The organism is Paenibacillus sp. Soil522 (assembly GCF_001428245.1).
GTDB lineage: Bacteria > Bacillota > Bacilli > Paenibacillales > Paenibacillaceae > Pristimantibacillus.
In genome coordinates this window covers 52,398-69,419 of record NZ_LMRV01000028.1, presented here as the reverse complement: position 1 = coordinate 69,419, position 17,022 = coordinate 52,398, and the positions used below count along the sequence as shown (strand labels likewise).

General features: G+C 50.6%; 16 protein-coding genes. 13 read left to right on the top strand and 3 right to left on the bottom strand.

What is annotated here, in order from left to right; all coding sequences use genetic code 11:
• The first annotated feature begins 74 nt into the window (after nucleotides 1-74).
• Genes ASG81_RS32535 through ASG81_RS06120 form a run of 10 tightly spaced genes read left to right on the top strand, consistent with a single transcriptional unit; the run spans nucleotide 75 to nucleotide 10,587 of the window.
• On the top strand, nucleotides 75-1,241 hold the full coding sequence (locus ASG81_RS32535) for a hypothetical protein (protein WP_056630595.1): 1,167 nt from the start codon (nucleotides 75-77) through the stop codon (nucleotides 1,239-1,241).
• Nucleotides 1,231-2,466, top strand: coding sequence for a CpaF family protein (locus ASG81_RS06160; protein WP_056630735.1), 1,236 nt, complete (start codon nucleotides 1,231-1,233; stop codon nucleotides 2,464-2,466). The genes ASG81_RS32535 and ASG81_RS06160 overlap by 11 nt, the downstream gene beginning before the upstream one ends.
• Entirely contained in the window at nucleotides 2,463-3,335 is an 873-nt protein-coding gene (locus ASG81_RS06155; RefSeq protein WP_056630593.1) for a type II secretion system F family protein, read from the top strand. Before ASG81_RS06160 ends, ASG81_RS06155 begins: the two co-directional genes overlap by 4 nt.
• Nucleotides 3,336-3,355: 20 nt before the next feature.
• Entirely contained in the window at nucleotides 3,356-4,240 is an 885-nt protein-coding gene (locus ASG81_RS06150) for a type II secretion system F family protein (RefSeq protein ID WP_056630588.1), read from the top strand.
• Between the two features lie 26 nt (nucleotides 4,241-4,266).
• Complete coding sequence (locus ASG81_RS06145) at nucleotides 4,267-4,452, top strand: Flp1 family type IVb pilin (protein WP_056630584.1); 186 nt, start codon at nucleotides 4,267-4,269, stop codon at nucleotides 4,450-4,452.
• A 27-nt stretch (nucleotides 4,453-4,479) separates the two neighbouring features.
• On the top strand, nucleotides 4,480-5,190 hold the full coding sequence (locus ASG81_RS06140) for a TadE/TadG family type IV pilus assembly protein (protein WP_056630581.1): 711 nt from the start codon (nucleotides 4,480-4,482) through the stop codon (nucleotides 5,188-5,190).
• A gap of 44 nt (nucleotides 5,191-5,234) precedes the next feature.
• Nucleotides 5,235-7,493 (top strand): hypothetical protein, encoded by a 2,259-nt coding sequence (locus ASG81_RS06135; protein ID WP_056630577.1) that lies wholly within the window; start codon nucleotides 5,235-5,237, stop codon nucleotides 7,491-7,493.
• Nucleotides 7,459-8,430 (top strand): TadE/TadG family type IV pilus assembly protein, encoded by a 972-nt coding sequence (locus ASG81_RS06130; RefSeq protein ID WP_162254998.1) that lies wholly within the window; start codon nucleotides 7,459-7,461, stop codon nucleotides 8,428-8,430. The genes ASG81_RS06135 and ASG81_RS06130 overlap by 35 nt, the downstream gene beginning before the upstream one ends.
• A 35-nt stretch (nucleotides 8,431-8,465) precedes the next feature.
• Nucleotides 8,466-8,978, top strand: a complete 513-nt coding sequence (locus ASG81_RS06125) for an A24 family peptidase (RefSeq protein WP_056630572.1) — start codon at nucleotides 8,466-8,468, stop codon at nucleotides 8,976-8,978.
• Between the two features lie 28 nt (nucleotides 8,979-9,006).
• On the top strand, nucleotides 9,007-10,587 hold the full coding sequence (locus ASG81_RS06120) for a DUF6382 domain-containing protein (protein WP_056630569.1): 1,581 nt from the start codon (nucleotides 9,007-9,009) through the stop codon (nucleotides 10,585-10,587).
• Between the two features lie 10 nt (nucleotides 10,588-10,597).
• Here ASG81_RS06120 and ASG81_RS06115 read toward each other — a convergent pair whose 3' ends face one another.
• The 3 genes from ASG81_RS06115 to ASG81_RS06105 form a co-directional block, all read right to left on the bottom strand.
• The gene (locus ASG81_RS06115) at nucleotides 10,598-11,500 is read right to left on the bottom strand and encodes a TIGR01777 family oxidoreductase (protein WP_056630566.1); all 903 of its coding nucleotides are present in this window, start codon (nucleotides 11,498-11,500) and stop codon (nucleotides 10,598-10,600) included.
• A gap of 26 nt (nucleotides 11,501-11,526) precedes the next feature.
• Complete coding sequence (locus tag ASG81_RS06110; protein ID WP_056630563.1) at nucleotides 11,527-12,027, bottom strand: hypothetical protein; 501 nt, start codon at nucleotides 12,025-12,027, stop codon at nucleotides 11,527-11,529.
• A gap of 155 nt (nucleotides 12,028-12,182) precedes the next feature.
• Nucleotides 12,183-12,620, bottom strand: coding sequence for a DUF2621 domain-containing protein (locus tag ASG81_RS06105; RefSeq protein WP_056630561.1), 438 nt, complete (start codon nucleotides 12,618-12,620; stop codon nucleotides 12,183-12,185).
• A gap of 101 nt (nucleotides 12,621-12,721) precedes the next feature.
• Here ASG81_RS06105 and ASG81_RS06100 point away from each other — a divergent pair, with 101 nt between their 5' ends.
• The 3 genes from ASG81_RS06100 (at nucleotide 12,722) to tkt (ending at nucleotide 16,992) form a co-directional block, all read left to right on the top strand.
• Nucleotides 12,722-13,852: a deoxyribonuclease IV gene (locus tag ASG81_RS06100; protein WP_056630558.1), complete on the top strand. Its 1,131-nt coding sequence runs from the start codon at nucleotides 12,722-12,724 to the stop codon at nucleotides 13,850-13,852.
• 55 nt (nucleotides 13,853-13,907) lie between these two features.
• Nucleotides 13,908-14,810 carry a formyltetrahydrofolate deformylase gene (gene purU, locus ASG81_RS06095; RefSeq protein ID WP_056630555.1) on the top strand — a complete coding sequence of 301 codons (903 nt, stop codon included), beginning with the start codon at nucleotides 13,908-13,910 and terminating at the stop codon, nucleotides 14,808-14,810.
• A 163-nt stretch (nucleotides 14,811-14,973) separates the two neighbouring features.
• Nucleotides 14,974-16,992: a transketolase gene (gene tkt, locus ASG81_RS06090; RefSeq protein WP_056630552.1), complete on the top strand. Its 2,019-nt coding sequence runs from the start codon at nucleotides 14,974-14,976 to the stop codon at nucleotides 16,990-16,992.
• Nucleotides 16,993-17,022: the final 30 nt, after the last annotated feature.

Sequence of the window (17,022 nt, the reverse complement as noted above, 5' to 3'; positions counted from 1 at the left end):
TACAAGGACGCAGCTATCTGCGCCTTCTACGGTGCTTTTTTTGTGTTTTCTTAGCTGAAAGGAGGGGAATTCAGTTGAACAAATATCAGCTTGCAGTGGCGGTAAAGGAGCAGGAATATTCGAAACGCTTAGCCGATTATATTCGAGACAGCAAGTTTGGCGAGCAGTGGCAGGTGGTTGCCTTCACGCATGCGGATGCGTGCAAGCGGTATGTGAAGCAGGGCTACAAAATTGACTTGTTAGCCGCACAACCTGAGCTGCTTAAGGAGATGAAAGATGAGCTGCCGAGCATGCCTACTGCTGCGCTTGTATTGAAGCCGGGAGATAGCGAAGAGGTGCATGAGCTGCATCAATATCAGCCGCTTCCGCTGCTGCTGCAGCGTTTAACGGAGATTCATGCCAGAGCCGCCGCCCATCCTGTCCAAACGGCTGAAGCCTCGGAGAAGATGCCCGGGGTGAAGGTTATTTCGGTTTACTCGGCATCGGGCGGAACCGGAAAAACCGCCTTGGCCCTGCATTTGGCGCAAGCCGCGAGTACGCATCGTTACCGGACGTTTTATTTGAACCTTGAGCGGTGGAACACGTCGGAAATGTGGCTTAAACCGCAGCGTTATGGCGATGGCAGCAGCGGCGGGGAAGCGCTAGGCGAAGGATTGTCTGAGCTGCTGTATGGTCTTAAGGCACAGCCGGAGCAATCGGTGACGTGGCTGATGGAGCATCGAAAGCGGGACGCGCTGCTTCAGAGCGATTATTTGGCCGCCTGCACGAATTTGGAGGACCGGATGACGCTTAGCGGGGAAGAAGCGGCTGACTTAGTGGACGTCATTGCCCGGAGCGGGCAATACGACCTTATCGTTATCGATTTGGATAGTGGGCTGGAAGAGCTGCATACCGCTATTTTCGAACAGTCGAATCAGGTGCTATGGATGCTTAACGGCGATGTCTCAGTGAGTATCAAGCAAAGGATGGCTCTTCGCTATGGGGAGCAGAAGTGGGGGGAGAGATTTAAACGTTTGTCCCCTAAATTCGTATTCGTAACCAATCGTGCAGCACAAGCCGAACGCGTCTCATTAAGCGAGATGAACGGTTTGGCCTATGCCCAGGTCCAGCTGCCGGAGGTACCAGAATGGCGCGGTGCTGGCCAAGCGAAGCTGCTGTCATCGCCTTCATTCAGGGCGGCGGCAGATAAGCTGTTCAAGCATCTTTGCCTTGAAGGAGGGAGTTCGTTTGTTGAGCGATAAGACGGTGCTGGAGCTGCGCAACAAAGTGCGGGCAAAAATAGATTTTAGCGGCGCGCTGTCAGATGACAGCCTTATGAGAATCGTAGAAGAGATCGTATTCGAATGGTGCGAGCGCCATCCCCTTACGGCAAACGAGAAGGTGAAGCTCGTACGAAGGCTGTTCCATTCGTTTAGAGGGCTGGATATTTTGCAGCCGCTTATGGAGGATGCTTCCGTCAGTGAAATTATGATTAACCATCATGCGGAAATTTTCGTTGAACGAAGGGGGCGAATGACGCTGCTTCCGGTTTCATTCGAAAGCAGAGAGCGTTTGGAGGATTTAATTCAGACGGTCGTAGCAAGCGTGAACCGCGTCGTTAATGAGTCATCTCCAATTGTCGACGCTCGTCTGAAGGATGGCTCCAGGGTACATGTCGTGCTGCCGCCGGTAGCGCTGAAAGGACCTTGCATGACAATTCGAAAGTTTCCCGAGCAGCCGCTGACGATGGAGCAGCTTGTGTCAATCGGCTCGCTTTCTATAGAAGCCGCATCATTCCTGAAAGGGATGATCGGGGCGAAATATAACATTTTCATAAGCGGCGGCACGGGAACGGGAAAAACAACCTTTCTAAATGCATTGTCGCAATTTATCGGAGCGGACGAGCGAATCGTAACGATTGAAGACTCGGCGGAGCTGCAAATTCGTACGATTCCGAATCTAGTTTCGATGGAGACGCGAAATGCCAATACGGAGGGGAAAGGAGAGATTACGATCCGTGATCTCATCCGGGCATCGCTGAGGATGCGTCCTAATCGGATCATCGTCGGCGAGGTGCGCGGAGGGGAGGCATTAGATATGCTGCAGGCACTCAATACTGGCCATCAGGGAAGCATGTCTACCGGCCACAGCAATGGGGCAAAGGATATGCTGGCCCGCCTTGAGACTATGGTGCTTAGCGCGGCTGAATTGCCCGTGCAGGTTATCCGTCAGCAAATTGCGTCTGCTATCGATATCGTTATTCATTTGTCTAGATTCCGGGACCGGTCGCGTAAAGTTACGGAAATATGCGAGGTCGTAGGCATGGAAGCGGGTGAAGTGCAGCTTAATCCGCTTTTCCTCTTTGAGGAGGAGGGGGAGCGGAACGGACATATACTCGGCGGTCTTAAGCGAACAGCGAATCCGCTTGTTCAGATTGATAAGCTGAAGATGGCAGGGAATACCTTAAACGGAGGAATGGCGGTATGAGCAGCACTAGCGCAGTTAGTAAATGGAATCGTCCTGATCGCTTGAAAGGCGGAAGAATGCAGAAAGCGCTTGAATGGTGCGGCTGGGAAAGCGAAGCAGCGATGGCAAATATTCGAGCGGGCCGGTTTTTAACGAATTATGGGCAATACCATCTAAGCCGAAAACAGTTTATCGTCGCGGCAATAGCGGCAGCCTTGCTTATTTATGGAGCCGTCTATCTATTTTATCATTCGGCTATCCTTTCATTCATGGCGGCGGCTCTTGGCATTATCGCGCCCAGGCATAGGCGGAATTCGCTGCTGGCGCAGCGTAAGGAACGTTTGAAGCTGCAATTTAAGGAAGCTTTATTTTCGCTGACATCCTCGCTTGCAGCCGGGCGTTCTCTCGAAAACGCATTTTTGTCCACGCTTGATGATTTGAGGCTGCTTTATCCGGATCCGCGAACTGAGCTTTTGCTGGAATTCCAAATTGTACGCTTCCGGTTGGATAACGCCGAGCCGCTTGAGTATGCCCTTCGCAACTTCGCTGATCGTGCGGATGTCGATGAAATCACTCAGTTCGTGGATGCTTTGTCAGCCTGCAAGCGCTCGGGCGGTGATCTGCTTGAGGTCATGAAACGAACCTCGGTCATTATTGGAGAAAAGCTGGAAATCGAGCAGGAAATTTCCGTCATGATCGCTCAGAAAAGATTCGAGGGACGGATTATGATGGCGGTGCCTTTCGTTTTTCTTGCTTTTCTAAGCTTGGCTGCCCCCGATTATATGGCTCCTCTCTATGGAGGGATCGGCTATTTATTGTTGACGGCTGCACTTCTTTTTTTGCTCCTCTGCTTTTGGTTGATGGCGAAAATGATGAGCATCCGGATGTAACGGAGAAGGGAGGGGAAATCATGGCTGCAGCGATTTCCGCTGTTACTCTAACGGTGATATGGCTTTATTCAGCTGGAGGCGGGGCGCTTCATTCGATTTGGCTTCGGCTGCCGGGCAGAAAACGGCACGGTGATCAGGCAAGGCAGCAGCTTAAGCAGCTTTGCTTAATAAATCCGTTTATGCGTTTGCTTGAGCGGCTCCATCTGTTCGATTCCCTTCAGCTGCCTATGAGCAGCTATCATATGAGGCTGCTCCTGTTGATGGACAGCGACTGGTCTATTGAGCGGACGAAGGCAGAGGCGGCTGCCGCTTTCGGCACCGGGTATGCAGCCTTAACGGGCTGTGCCTGGTTGAGTCTGCTCGGGCAGGAGCCAAATTTGCTTGCGGTGGGTGCCGTATTTGGCATCGTGCTTACGATACGGCCATTCGCGGAAGCGGGACGGCGTGTAGAGCAGCGCAAGCAGCAAATGATTACAGGGCTTCCGGATATGCTGAGCAAGCTGATGCTGCTCGTTGGCGCCGGGGAGACGGTACAGAAAGCATTGGCGAGATGTCTGGAAGGGAAGGAGCCTTTGCAGCACCCGCTCTATAAGGAGTTGAACGATGCGGTGTCATCGCTTCGCAATGGTCAATCCTTCAGCTCAGCGATGGAGAGGTTTAATAGGCGGTGCGCCGTGCAGGAGGTATCGGTTTTTACGACTGTGCTGCTGCTGAATTATAGCCGCGGCGGGGAGCATTTCGTGCTAGCACTGCGAGAGCTCTCCTACTCTCTGTGGGAGAAGCGCAAGGCAATCGCCAGATCGCGCGGAGAGGAAGCATCATCCAAGCTCGTATTTCCCCTCGTGGGTATTTTGCTGGTGCTTATGGTTCTAGTAGCTGCGCCGGTAGTTCTGCTCATGTCTTAACCAAAAACAGAGAGGAAGATGGAAAGATGAAAAAGCTAGGTCAAGCTATCCGGTCATTTTGGGCAGAGGAAGACGGTTTGGGAACACTGGAAATTATTTTGATTATTGCGGTTGTCATTATTATAGCATTGCTGTTTAAGGATTGGATTATTGAGCTGATTGAACGGCTGATGGGCAAAGCGGACGACGAGGCGGACAAAATTTTCAGTTAGTAGGTGAAGCTTGTGAGCAGGCTTAGGATGAAAGGGAGGCTGCTGCAATGGCTGAAGAAGGAGCAGGGCAGCTTTACGCTAGAGTCGACGATCGTATTTCCGATGCTGATGGGGCTAATTTTACTATTCATTCTGTTCGGCATGTACATGTATCAAAAGGTGGTTCTGTACTATGCCGCATCGGCAACCGCTGAACGTGCCGCATTCGGCTGGGATAATAGCTTTCGCGAAGCGCGGAACGGCATGCTTATCTCGCCCGAGTATGACGGTTTGTACTGGCGGATTGGCGAGGATAAGCTGCTCAGCAGCTTGTTTGGAACAGGAGGAGAGGAGGCAGCTGCTGCTGTCGCGCTTCCTCGGCCAAGTAAGGATGAAGCGGGCAAGGGCGATTTATCCGGGCGCAAAATGGAGCAATCGGTACTGTGGCTTGGACAAGCAGGCTTGAAATATAAAGGTCAAATTAGCTATTCGGGCGGTATCCTCAAAAGAGAGATCGAAGTAAGGCTGAAGACGCCTTTATCGGTTCGGGCTGCTTTGAACAGCTGGCTGCGGCGAGAACCTAAGACGGTATCGGCTGCAGCTGTTGTGGATCCCGTCGAGTTTATACGAAGCGTAGATCTTGTGCGGTATTATGCAATGAAGTTTGCCAATCGGACAGGCGGGGCAAGGCAATCGAGGTCTCAAGCAGGGCAGGCTCTTGCTCCTTACAAAGGCGCAGCAGAAGTGCAGCAGCCTTAATGAAGGATCGGTCCTTCGAGAATGATTGGACAAGATGGAGGTGCATGGCAGCTGTGACTGGGAAGAAAGGCGTGGGAGCTATACATAAATTCCGCAGCAGGTTGATGTTTCGAGAGGATGGGGCAGTTACGGTATTTTCGGTTATCGTATTATCATCGCTGCTGCTGTTTTTCTCTTTGCTCATCGATTATGCCCGGATTGCGGCTGTGCATAAGCTTACTGAGGATGCTGTCCGCTCCAGCGTCCGATCCGTGCTCTCTGCCTATGATTCTACCCTTTATGAGAGATATGGGCTGTTCGGCCGCGGCGGAACTGAGGGGCAGAAGCTTTTCTCGGAAGTGATGGCAGCTAATGCTGAAGGAGCTGCCGGATCGGATAAACAAGGTTTGAGGCTGGTACGTTCCAAGCTGGAGACTTCAGCGCTGCATGCAGCTTCGTTTCTGGGCAATCATAAAGTGTTTGCGAGACAGGTGCTGGAGGAGATGAAGTATAAAGCTCCTGTTGATTTTACGCTGGAGCTGGCTGCGAGGTTTGCGCCGATGGCAGGGGCGATGAAGGAGGCTTCCGTTACGGTAGGCCTGCTGGAGGGCATGAGGAAGCTATACGAGAAACGAGAAAGCCATCTGGATAGAGTGCTTCAGCTGCAGGAGCAGGCAGCTTTGGCGGTAAGCGGAAGCGGAATTCATGCGATGATTCCGGTTCGTCCGGAAGCGGTAACGATAGCTGGCGATTCCGCCCTTACCATCGTAGGGGAATACGGTGCCTATGCAGAGCAAGTTATGCATGATCAATCACTGCAAGCCGGATATGCAGAAGAGATTGAAGCATACGAGGAAAAAGTCAGAGCATTCGCGATAGAGCTGCGCAAGGTAAGCGGCGAAATGCTGAAGCGGCATGTGAAGCTGCATTCAGATGCCATTACGGAGCTTGAAGAGGCAAGATTATTGAATGAGGACATGCAGCGGCTTGTTCAGCAAGCGAACCAGCTGCCCGATCAAGCAGCTTATGATGCTGTGTCCAGACGAAGCGTAACGGGAACTGGGCAATACCAGGTGCCTTCCAGCGCTGCTTCCGATATTGAGCAGGTGAAGAAATCGGCAGATGAGCTTGTAAAACCGGATGATTGGTTTAGTGTGTATAGGCAGGAGCTGGAGGCGCAAGGTAGGGCAGCAGCAGCGATAGATATGGAAGCGGGAGGCTTCCAAACCAATAGCCTGGCTTCATTGGTGAAGCCAATCACTAGTATAGCCGCAGAAACATGGCTTGAGGGCATTACTAGCTTGCGGCTCGCCTACGGGGGCTATGAAGAAAAATACATTAGGCCTGCCAGCGTTATGATCAGCCGAAAGCAGACACAAGAGCAAGGCAATGTAACGGCGCAGCTGGAGCGGCAGGAGAAGCAAGCCGGAGCGCTGTGGAAGCAGGCGAGGGGCTTGCTTCACAGCTTGACTTCTGTCCCGCAGACGGAAGAGCATATGCAGGTTTTCGAGCAGGTCAAGAAGCGTTTTAACGATAATCTGTTGTTCAACCAACAGTTAGGCGAAACGGATGCTGCATCGGGGCTTGAGCAGGCAAGCGATGCGCATGAGGCAGCAGAGCAGTCTATTGCAACTATGGGAGATATATTTGAGGGTATGGCAGGGATGCTGGAACAAACAAGAGATTCGCTTTATTTTGGCGAATATGTGGTTCACCGCTATGTCTCCTTTGCTCCTCAGCATCTGCGATCCTTGATGACGGAAGGAAATGTATCAGAGCTGTCGCATGCCGTCTCTTTTAATAATCAGGAAGCGGAATATGTGATTTATGGCTTTCACAATCCGGTAGGAAACATAGCAGCTGCATACGGGGAGCTATTTGCGGCGCGCCTGGCGGTGAGGACGATGGAGGGGTTAATTGCAAGCAAATCACTTGGCCATCCGCTGCTTATTTTGTCAGCGGCGCTGATTTACGGCTTAGAGAAGACGATTGAAGATATGCTTGCTTTCACCGAGCGAGGATCAGCGCCCTTATCCAAATATGTGAAGGCAGAGCTTTCGTACACCGACTATTTGCGGCTTTTTATACTTATGCATGGTGCGGGCCATGAGACTAGACTGGCCCGTATGATTGCGGTCATCGAGCAAAACAGCGGAACGATGCTTTCAGCCGTTCCCAGCGGAGTAACGGGAGAGGCCAGCGTCTCTGTGGAGCTATGGTTTATTCCCGGCTTAATGCGGACCTTAGGCCGATTCGGACTTTTGGATGGAAAGGTTGTCGGCAACCGTTATGAGACGAAACAAACGATTGGCTGGTCCTATTAAATGCAGGCGCACTAGAGACGAGCAAGGCTCGATAGTCGTAGAAGCTGCGTTAGTGATGCCAATGGTTATTATTGTGCTGCTGCTGTTTGTCATGCTAATTCGTCTATGCGCTGTTCAGATGGCTTTGCATTCGGCGGCCTCCCAAACGGTAAGGCAAATTGCAGCGAACATTCATCCTGTAGAACTGGCATGGCAGCAGGCAGCAGCCAGTATTCCAGTGCCAGCGCAGGCGCTCATCCCTTTGCCAGCTTGGAGCGAGATTGCGGCTGAAGCTTCAGAATGGCTGCCGTCGCCGGCAGGAGCATTAGTGTCGTCTGCGCTTCGAGGCGATTTCGGGCCGCTTCAAAATATGGCCGCAACGGAAATAGGACGCTCTGTCGTTGAGCCGTTAATAAAAGAATTCACCGATGCAGTGATTATTGAGCCGGCGAGGCTAAGGCTGGAATGGTTAACGCTGCCTGATTTGGAGAAGGCGAATGAGCCATATTTATCAATCGCGGTGGCCTATGATTTCCCGTTGAAGCTGCCCTTTTACGGCAAGCCGATCGTGCTGAAAGAGCAGGCCGCTGAGCGGGTTTGGATAAGCGATGCAGCCCCTGCCAGATATGGGGCGGAAAGCGGAAATCAAGATAGCATCCCTATACAAATCGTGGCTATAGAGCCGACGCCTCTCCGGCCGGGCCGGAAGGCAACCGCTACCGTGAAAACAGCACCGGGTGCAGCTTTATCCTTGGGTGTTATGTACAAAAGCGGCTCAAGTAAAGCGAAGCATCTGGGAGAAGCTGCTGCGGATGCCAATGGTTACGTAAAGTGGACATGGCATGTATCCGGAAATACGACTCCAGGTGTTTGGGAGCTTACTGCCTCTGAGGTGAACAAGCAGGACAATCAAGTTTCGATGCATTTTTTAGTCGAGAAAAGCAGCGGCAGCAATTAACCGGATTGTTAAGCTGCAGCAGAAAGGAGATTAGTATGGACCTCATACAGACGGCTGCCGCAGCCGTACTTCTGATTATTGCTTTTATAACGGATTTGAAGCTGCAAATCATTCCGAATCGCCTGACGGCAAGCTTTTTTGCCGCTGCATTTATTTATCATACCGCTCTGAGCGGAATGGACGGTGTTGCATCGGCGGCGGCCGGTGCTGCTGCAGGCTTTGTTCCTTTGCTGCTGCTTCACCTTGCGAGAGGGATAGGTGCCGGTGATGTGAAGCTATTTGGAGCATTGGGCGCTTGGGTCGGGGTATGGACCGTTCTTGATATGATGCTGTATGCCATTTTGTATGCAGGTGTTATCGGGGGATGTCTAATTATGGTTAATCGTGCTTTTGGGAAAAAGGTTGCGGCAGGCGTAACAGCGTTCCTCGTTCCTGCGGCGGGATGGAGAAAACGCCAGTGGCTGCAATGGGCGGAGTCAGGCAATAAATTTCCGTTCATGCTGGCGGTCGCGCCTGCAGCTGTTACGGTATGGTCGATGATCAGTTAAGCCAGCTGCTTGAAGGGAGATAAGAGAGATGCAAAGCTTTCGAATTGATTTTGAAATGAACCAGGGGCATGAGATGACGATTGATAGAGAAAGCGGCATATGCAGAGGCGAGCTGGACGAGATAGAGCTGCATATGCTTCACAGTGAGAAAATTCCTTATTTGCTGCCTGTTGATTGGTTCGAACTGGACGGCAAAGTCACCTTCCGATACAAGCTGTCAGGTATGAAAATGCTCATTCACCGTCTGCAGCAGCAGCCGCTCACGATGGAGCAATACTATACGCTTATACTAGGCGTTACGGATGCGCTCTTTGAATGCAAGCACTATATGCTAAGACCGGAAGGCTGCCTGCTTAACGAGCAGTTTATTTTTACCTCTGAAAGGCTGCATGACATTCATCTAGCATACGTCCCAATGAAGGGAGGCGCCGAAGAACAAATGATCGGAGCAGGCGACCTTTTGTCGTTGATCGTTCGATTCACATCATATATCGATAAAATCGACGGAGAGGGTTTAAAGCGCGTTCTGCATCATTTGACCGGAAAGAGATGGCCGCTTGTTGAGCTTAGGGCGACGCTTTTAGATTTAATAGGTGAAGTATCTTCAAAGCCACAAAATGGAATAGAACAAACGATGCATGATCGGGTACAACCGTCACTGCAGATAGAGCAAGCTTTTCGGCCCGTACAGCAGCAGCGAGCTGAAGAGCAAGGCGATCAAGCCATTCTGCGGCCTCATCATCAGCTTTTTTCGAAAAAGATGGGTGAGACTAATGGTCATCCAACGTCTTCTGAAATTGATATTGCACGTACTTTCTCTTTAGAGGAGGCAGAGCCGGAGACAAAGAAAAAATGGATGCTAACGGCTGGACTTATCATTGCGATTGCGTGCGTATGGCGCTTTATCCATTTCGCGGCAGCGACAAGACAAAGTCTGCTAATCAGCTTGGGGATAACCTTACTCCTTCTAGTCGCTATATTGTTTGTTTGGAGGAAAAGAGTGAATCCGCACGCATCCCCGGTAGAAGCAGAATCTGAGTTAGACCAATATGAGTCAGGCCAATATGAGCCAGTTGAGCCATATGAGCCGGACTCCGGAATGTTTCCGGGGCTCGCAAACATATATGCAGAGCATAAGATAAACGAGGCTGCTTCAATGCGATCGTCGGATGATCTTTATGAGGCAAACACAGCTCATTCCGCAGCTGCGCTGCATGCAGCCGCCGCGAATTCCGTGTCGCCCGTTTCCGAGCCGACGGTTCTGCTTGGACGTGATCAGCATGAGCAATATCCGGGTAATCCTGCCATATGGCTGCAAAGAAGCTGGGAGGGACAACATGACAAGCTGGAATTAATAGAGGGATGCTTTAAAATAGGCCGGACGGGAGAGCAGATCAACTATGCGGATGCTGCTAGCGGCATATCGCGTCTTCACTTGGAGATTGAGAGCTTGAAGGGGGAGTATAGGGCGAAGGATCTTGGCTCCAGGAATGGAAGCCTGCTAAATGGACAAACGATGATTCCTTACAAAAGCTATAAGCTTTCAATAGGTGACGTTATCCATCTGGCAGGCACAAAAGGCCCTTCCTATGAGCTGAAATCAGGATGATAAGGCAGGTTTAGCCGCGGCCCACCAGTTCATTCATGGCGCTTTCCACTGTCGGATACCGGAAGCTAAAGCCATGCTCAAGCGCTTTTCGGGGCAGCGCGCGCTGTCCGTCGAGGAGCAGTGTTGACATCTCGCCGAACAAGGCACTCATCAGAAAGGCCGGAACCGGAAACCAATGCGGTCTCCCCATAGCCTTGCCAATCGCGCGGCCAAAAAAATCATTCGTTACCGGATTGGGAGAGGAGCCGTTGATAGGCCCGGTTATTTGCTTGTTGTCCATAATATATAAAATAAGACGGATCATATCCTCAAGATGAATCCAAGAAAGCCATTGCTTTCCGCTGCCGATTCTACCGCCTCCGAACAAGCGGTAGGGCATGGCCATTAAAGGAAAAGCACCATCCTTTTTGTCCAATACAACGCCGACTCGGAGCTTTACCAGCCGCTCTGCCGGGATACCGTCTGCGGCCTGCTCCCAGTTCTGAACGACTTCCGATAAAAAATCAGTTACCTTAGTCGGGCTTGTTTCATCGAAAATACCGTCTGCCGATATGCCGTAAGCAGAAATGCCAGATGCGTTAACGACAAGCGGCGGCTTGTGCTTAAGCAATTTAACGAGCTTAGAGATGCGGGCTGCTGCCGTCAATCTAGAATCCATAACGCGCTGCTTGGCTGCTGCCGTCCAGCGCTGATTTATGGATTCACCGGTGAGATTGACAATAGCATCAATGCCTTCAAGCAAAGAGGGAGCAGCTTCAAGCTCGCTCCATGTTATTTGGGTGAAGCCGGACTGATTTGACTGCTCCTTTGAACTCTGCCTTGAAATAATCCATACATCATCATTTCTCTCCAGTAAGGCCTTCGTCAGCGCACTTCCGATAAAGCCTGTTCCTCCGGCAATCGCAACCCGCATCCCTGTTCGCTCCTTCTTTTACCTCATCACTTGATTTCCTCGATTTTGACGAGCCAATTTTGTTTGAGGTCCGCTTCGCCTTCGATTGCTTTTTCCATATACTCGAATTTTACTTTTGCAGCGTCCGGCAGCGCTTCTAACGCGCTCATATCCTTTTCGGTTACTTGCAGGGCAATTGCCCCTGAAGCTGTTACAATTTCTATAGAGTGCGAGTCGATTAGACCGCTATAAGTGCCCTCACTGACTTTGACTGACTCTGCCGGTGCCGGTTCCTCAATTGCGCCGCTGTTGCCTGCTTCATCTGCAATCGGCTCAGGCGACGATACATCTGGTTCAAGCACACCGCTTTCTTCAGGCAATTCACTGATAACCGGCCCTTCGTTCACTGTTCCTTGCTGCTTGTTCCCTATATTTGCATTGTTCGTGTTCGTGCCGCCGCAAGCTGATGCGGCGAGCATAACAGCTAGAAGAACTGCTCCTGCTGTAGCTGCTTTTTTGCTTCTTCTTCGCTTCGATGAGTTCATCATAAGAACCGCCTCCTGCATTTTATAACGAATTGAATTCAGATTAGGTTACATTTTTATATAAATGCAAAATAACGATATAAAGCAAGAAACGGTCCACGGCCGTTAACTCTTGCCGAAAGTATAAATGAGCTCAAGCCGCACAGGGCGGCTCAAACTCATTTATTAAGTAAATGCTTATAGGGTCCATAGTCGATTCCCTGACGTTCAAGGAACGATACCAGGCTGCGGTAATCACGTTTTGGAGTAGCTCGTATGTAGCCTTCGATACAGTGCTCGCGCGTAACTGACGATGCGCCATGTTCAATCGCCACTTGGCCAATTTTAGCTGCGATGGAATGTTTAGCTATATCGCGAAAAGCGCCCGGCACCGGGGATACAAGCTCATCGAGCAGCGCTTTGGAATCATCGCTCCACATGCTGCGGCTGCGATCTACCCAGTAGTTTTGCCAATCGAGCTTAGACTTGCCGTCTCGCATCGGAAGCACCTTGAGAAATTTTCGAAACATGAAAAATCCGCCAATCGACATAGCCGCAACCATGACGATCGCCCAGAAAACGATAAAATACATAAACCAATCTGGCGCAACTTTCATACGTGTTTTTCACCTCAATAATGAATTATACCGTATTCCTAGATTTATTTCGACATTCCTTGTAAAATAAGGTTTGATCAACTGAAAGGGGTGTAATATTCATGTTGAAAATAGGTTCCCATGTATCATTTTCGGACAAGGGGCTGCTAACGGCAGCACAAGAAGCTGTATCTTATGGTTCAGGCACATTTATGATCTACACCGGCGCACCTCAGAATACAAGACGGAAGCCGATCGATTCGTTATATATTGAAGAAGGCAAGTCGCTTATGGAGCAATCGGGCATCAACGAAATTGTTGTACATGCTCCTTATATTGTGAATTTAGGCTCATATAAGGATTCTACTTACGAGCTTGCGGTTTCTTTTTTACAGGAAGAAATCCGCCGGACGGATTATATTGGTGTTCGTAATATTGTCCTTCATCCGGGCGCTTATACGGATAAGGATGCAGAATATGGCATTGCGCGTATAGCGGAGGGCTTAAATGAAGTGCTCGCCGGGACGAAAGAAACGAATGTTAACATTGCGCTTGAGACGATGGCGGGAAAAGGTACCGAAATCGGCCGCAGTTTTGAAGAGCTTGCAGCCATTATGGATAAGGTTCAGGATAATCATCGCCTTACCGTATGTATGGATACTTGCCATATGCATGATGCTGGTTATGACTTAATAAATGATCTGGACGGCGTGCTTGAACAGTTCGATCGTTTGGTTGGACTGGACCGCGTAGCGGTCGTTCACGTGAATGACAGCAAAAACCCACGCGGAGCAAGCAAGGACAGGCATGCACCGGTCGGCGCAGGCTGGCTTGGACATGAGGCGATCCAGCGGATCATCGGTCATGAAGCCCTCCAAGGACGTCCATTCATTCTGGAGACGCCTTGGATCGGCAAGGAAGACAAGACGGAGCGGCCGATGTATGAAGCGGAAATCGCTTTGCTGAGCGGCAATGGGAGAAATCGTTTAGGAGAAACGTTTTTCGAGGACGTGGAGCGTCTTCATCATTTCTTCGGCAAACAAGAAATCGATCCTAGATTGTTTGTGCTGTCCACATGGGAACTGCTGAAAAATGACGCGAAAGCGAAAAAAGCTGATCCGCGCGAGCCGATGGAGCGTCTGTACGACCTTGTGCTCGCAGGTAATCCCTTGTCTTCCGAATTGACGGAGGAACAAATCAATCAGCGTATTACCGCTTGGTTTGGTGGTAAAGAACTGCTGGCGAGAGTGTAATATAGGCTAATTCGCCCATTTCATATATATCGTTGTGAAAGGAAGTTTGAAGTCCATGTCATCTCAATCTAACCCGCCCGTAATAACAAATGATATCGGCGGAAAAAGCGGCCGCGCCCGCATGCTTATTTCTTGTCCGGATCGCCCGGGCATCGTAGCGGCCGTATCGCATTTCCTGTATGAGCACGGAGCGAATATCGTGCAATCGGATCAATATACGATGGATCCGGAAGGCGGCATGTTTTTCATCCGCTTCGAGTTCGATCTGAATGATCTGGATAAGGAGCTTCCGGTGCTTGTAGAGGATTTTGCCAGAGTAGCTGACCGGTTCGATATGAAGTGGCATACATTCCGGGCCAGCCGCAAGAAGCGTCTTGCTGTCTTTGTATCCAAAGAGGATCATTGCTTGCTTGAGCTGTTATGGCAGTGGAAGGCTGGAGATCTGGATGCCGATATCTCGATGGTAATAAGCAATCATCAGGATATGCGGGAGCTCGTGGAGTCCTTCGGCATTGCTTATCACTACATTCCGGTTACAGCCGGCACGAAGGCTGAAGCGGAGCGCAAGCAGCTGGAGGTCGTCGCGGATAAAGCGGATATCGTCGTACTGGCGCGATACATGCAGATCATTTCACCAAAGTTTATCGAGCAATTTCCGAATCGGATTATTAATATCCATCACTCGTTCCTTCCGGCTTTCGTTGGCGGCAAGCCTTATGCACAGGCTTATACACGCGGCGTGAAAATTATCGGCGCAACAGCGCATTACGTGACCGAGGAATTAGACGGGGGTCCGATCATCGAGCAGGACGTTCAGCGCGTCAGCCACCGCAACAATGTAGATGATTTGAAGCGGATCGGACGGACAATTGAACGCGTTGTACTCGCCCGTGCTGTAAAATGGCATATTGAGGATCGCGTAATCGTGCACCATAATAAGACGGTTGTATTCAACTAGATGTATTTTTATGCGAAAAATCTATTTTTAATGATGGAAAACAAGCATACAGAGTGTTACAATATTCAAAGTTATTACGTACTGGTATGACGCTGTATCGTAATTGAGAAACCTTATAACGATACGAACTTAGATTAGATTAGATACTTAGGAGGAAATTGGAATGACTGTTACACAAAAATCGGTTGAACAGCTTTCTATCGATACGATCCGTACACTCGCGATCGATTCCATCGAGAAAGCGAAATCAGGTCACCCTGGTATGCCAATGGGCGCTGCTCCAATGGGTTATCAGTTGTTTGCGAAAAACATGAAGCACAACCCGTCGAACCCGACTTGGGTTAACCGCGACCGCTTTGTTTTGTCTGCGGGTCACGGCTCGATGCTGCTTTACAGCCTGCTTCACCTTTCCGGTTATGACTTGCCTCTTGAAGAGCTGAAAAATTTCCGTCAATGGGGCTCCCTGACACCGGGACATCCTGAATTTGGCCACACGGCTGGCGTTGACGCAACGACTGGTCCGCTTGGACAAGGTATTGCTATGGCTGTCGGTATGGCGATCGCTGAAGAGCAGCTTGGCGCGACTTACAATAAAGAAGGCCATGAAATTATCAATCACTTCACATACTCCATTTGCGGCGACGGCGACTTGATGGAAGGCGTCTCTCACGAGGCTGCTTCCTTCGCAGGTCATTTGCAGCTTGGTAAATTGGTTGTCCTATATGATTCCAACGATATCTCGCTTGATGGCGAGCTGAGCCTTTCGTATTCCGAGAGCGTTCAAAAACGTTTTGAAGGCTACGGCTGGCAAGTGCTCCGCGTAGAGGACGGCAACGATCTCGATGCTCTTTCCAAAGCAGTTGCTGAGGCGCAAGCGGATCTGTCCAAACCGACGTTGATTGAAGTGAAAACGGTTATCGGTTACGGCAGCCCGAACAAAGGCGGCAAAGGCGGACATGCTGGTCCTCACGGATCACCGCTTGGCGTTGAAGAAACAAAATTGACGAAGCAAGCTTACGGCTGGTCGGAAGATCACCAATTCCACGTACCTGACGAGGTTCGCGCTCATTTCGCAGAAGTGAAAAGCAGCGGCGAGCAAGCGAATGCACAATGGAATGCGGGCTTCGCAGCATATAAAGAAGCTTTCCCTGAGCTTGCGGCTCAGTTCGAGCTGGCAATCTCCGGCGTATTGCCAGAGGGCTGGGATGCTGACCTTCCTGCATATACAACTGCAGACAACGCAGTATCGACTCGCGTAGCTTCAGGCAACGCGCTTAACGGTCTTGCGAAAAACGTGCCAACCATTTTCGGCGGATCCGCTGACTTGGAAAGCTCGACAATGACTCACCTGAAAGGTTTGCCGCAATTCAAACCAGGCAGCTACGATGGGCGCAACTTGTACTACGGCGTTCGTGAATTCGGAATGGCTGCTGCAATGAACGGCATTGCGCTTCACAGCGGTTTGAAGGTATTCGGCGGTACGTTCTTCGTATTTACGGATTACTTGCGCCCTGCTGTTCGTCTTGCCGCTCTGATGAAGCTGCCTGTCGTTTATGTATTGACGCATGACAGTATCGCGGTTGGCGAAGACGGCCCTACGCATGAGCCTATCGAACAGCTGGCTTCGATCCGCATCATTCCTGACCTGACGGTTATTCGTCCGGCTGACGGTAACGAGACTTCCGCTGCATGGGCATATGCTGTTGAAAACACAGGCAACCCGGTTGCTCTTGTTTTGACTCGTCAAAACCTGCCTATCCTTGAAGGCACTGTTAACGGTGTTCAAGAAAACCTGCGCCGCGGCGCTTACGTTGTATCCGATGCAGCGGGCGGCAAGCCGCAAGCGCAAATTCTTGCAACCGGCTCTGAAGTTCAGCTGGCGGTAGCTGCTCAAAGAGCTTTGGCAGAAGAGGGCATTCAAGTACGTGTCGTAAGCATGCCGAGCTGGGATTTGTTCGAGAAGCAATCGAAGGAATACAAAAATTCCGTTATTCTTCCTGAAGTTAAAGCCCGCCTTGCAATCGAAATGGCTCATCCATTCGGCTGGGAGCGTTACACAGGAGATCAAGGCGATATTCTTGCTATCGACCGTTTCGGCGCATCCGCACCTGGCGATCGCGTAATCAAAGAGTATGGCTTCACGGTTGAGAACGTTGTGAGCAAAGTGAAAGCATTGCTGTAATAACACATCTAAGCTTAGCATCCGATAAAT

Excerpts from the sequence above, each read along its gene's own strand:
- ASG81_RS06105 (WP_056630561.1), bottom strand. The coding sequence starts at position 12,620 with ATGAAAGTTGCGCCAGATTGGTTTATGTATTTTATCGTTTTCTGGGCG.
- tkt (WP_056630552.1), top strand. The coding sequence starts at position 14,974 with ATGACTGTTACACAAAAATCGGTTGAACAGCTTTCTATCGATACGATC.
- ASG81_RS06130 (WP_162254998.1), top strand. The coding sequence starts at position 7,459 with ATGAGACGAAACAAACGATTGGCTGGTCCTATTAAATGCAGGCGCACT.
- ASG81_RS06145 (WP_056630584.1), top strand. The coding sequence starts at position 4,267 with ATGAAAAAGCTAGGTCAAGCTATCCGGTCATTTTGGGCAGAGGAAGAC.
- ASG81_RS06135 (WP_056630577.1), top strand. The coding sequence starts at position 5,235 with ATGGCAGCTGTGACTGGGAAGAAAGGCGTGGGAGCTATACATAAATTC.
- ASG81_RS06100 (WP_056630558.1), top strand. The coding sequence starts at position 12,722 with ATGTTGAAAATAGGTTCCCATGTATCATTTTCGGACAAGGGGCTGCTA.
- purU (WP_056630555.1), top strand. The coding sequence starts at position 13,908 with ATGTCATCTCAATCTAACCCGCCCGTAATAACAAATGATATCGGCGGA.
- ASG81_RS06120 (WP_056630569.1), top strand. The coding sequence starts at position 9,007 with ATGCAAAGCTTTCGAATTGATTTTGAAATGAACCAGGGGCATGAGATG.
- ASG81_RS06125 (WP_056630572.1), top strand. The coding sequence starts at position 8,466 with ATGGACCTCATACAGACGGCTGCCGCAGCCGTACTTCTGATTATTGCT.
- ASG81_RS06155 (WP_056630593.1), top strand. The coding sequence starts at position 2,463 with ATGAGCAGCACTAGCGCAGTTAGTAAATGGAATCGTCCTGATCGCTTG.
- ASG81_RS06110 (WP_056630563.1), bottom strand. The coding sequence starts at position 12,027 with ATGATGAACTCATCGAAGCGAAGAAGAAGCAAAAAAGCAGCTACAGCA.
- ASG81_RS06140 (WP_056630581.1), top strand. The coding sequence starts at position 4,480 with ATGAAAGGGAGGCTGCTGCAATGGCTGAAGAAGGAGCAGGGCAGCTTT.
- ASG81_RS06150 (WP_056630588.1), top strand. The coding sequence starts at position 3,356 with ATGGCTGCAGCGATTTCCGCTGTTACTCTAACGGTGATATGGCTTTAT.
- ASG81_RS06115 (WP_056630566.1), bottom strand. The coding sequence starts at position 11,500 with ATGCGGGTTGCGATTGCCGGAGGAACAGGCTTTATCGGAAGTGCGCTG.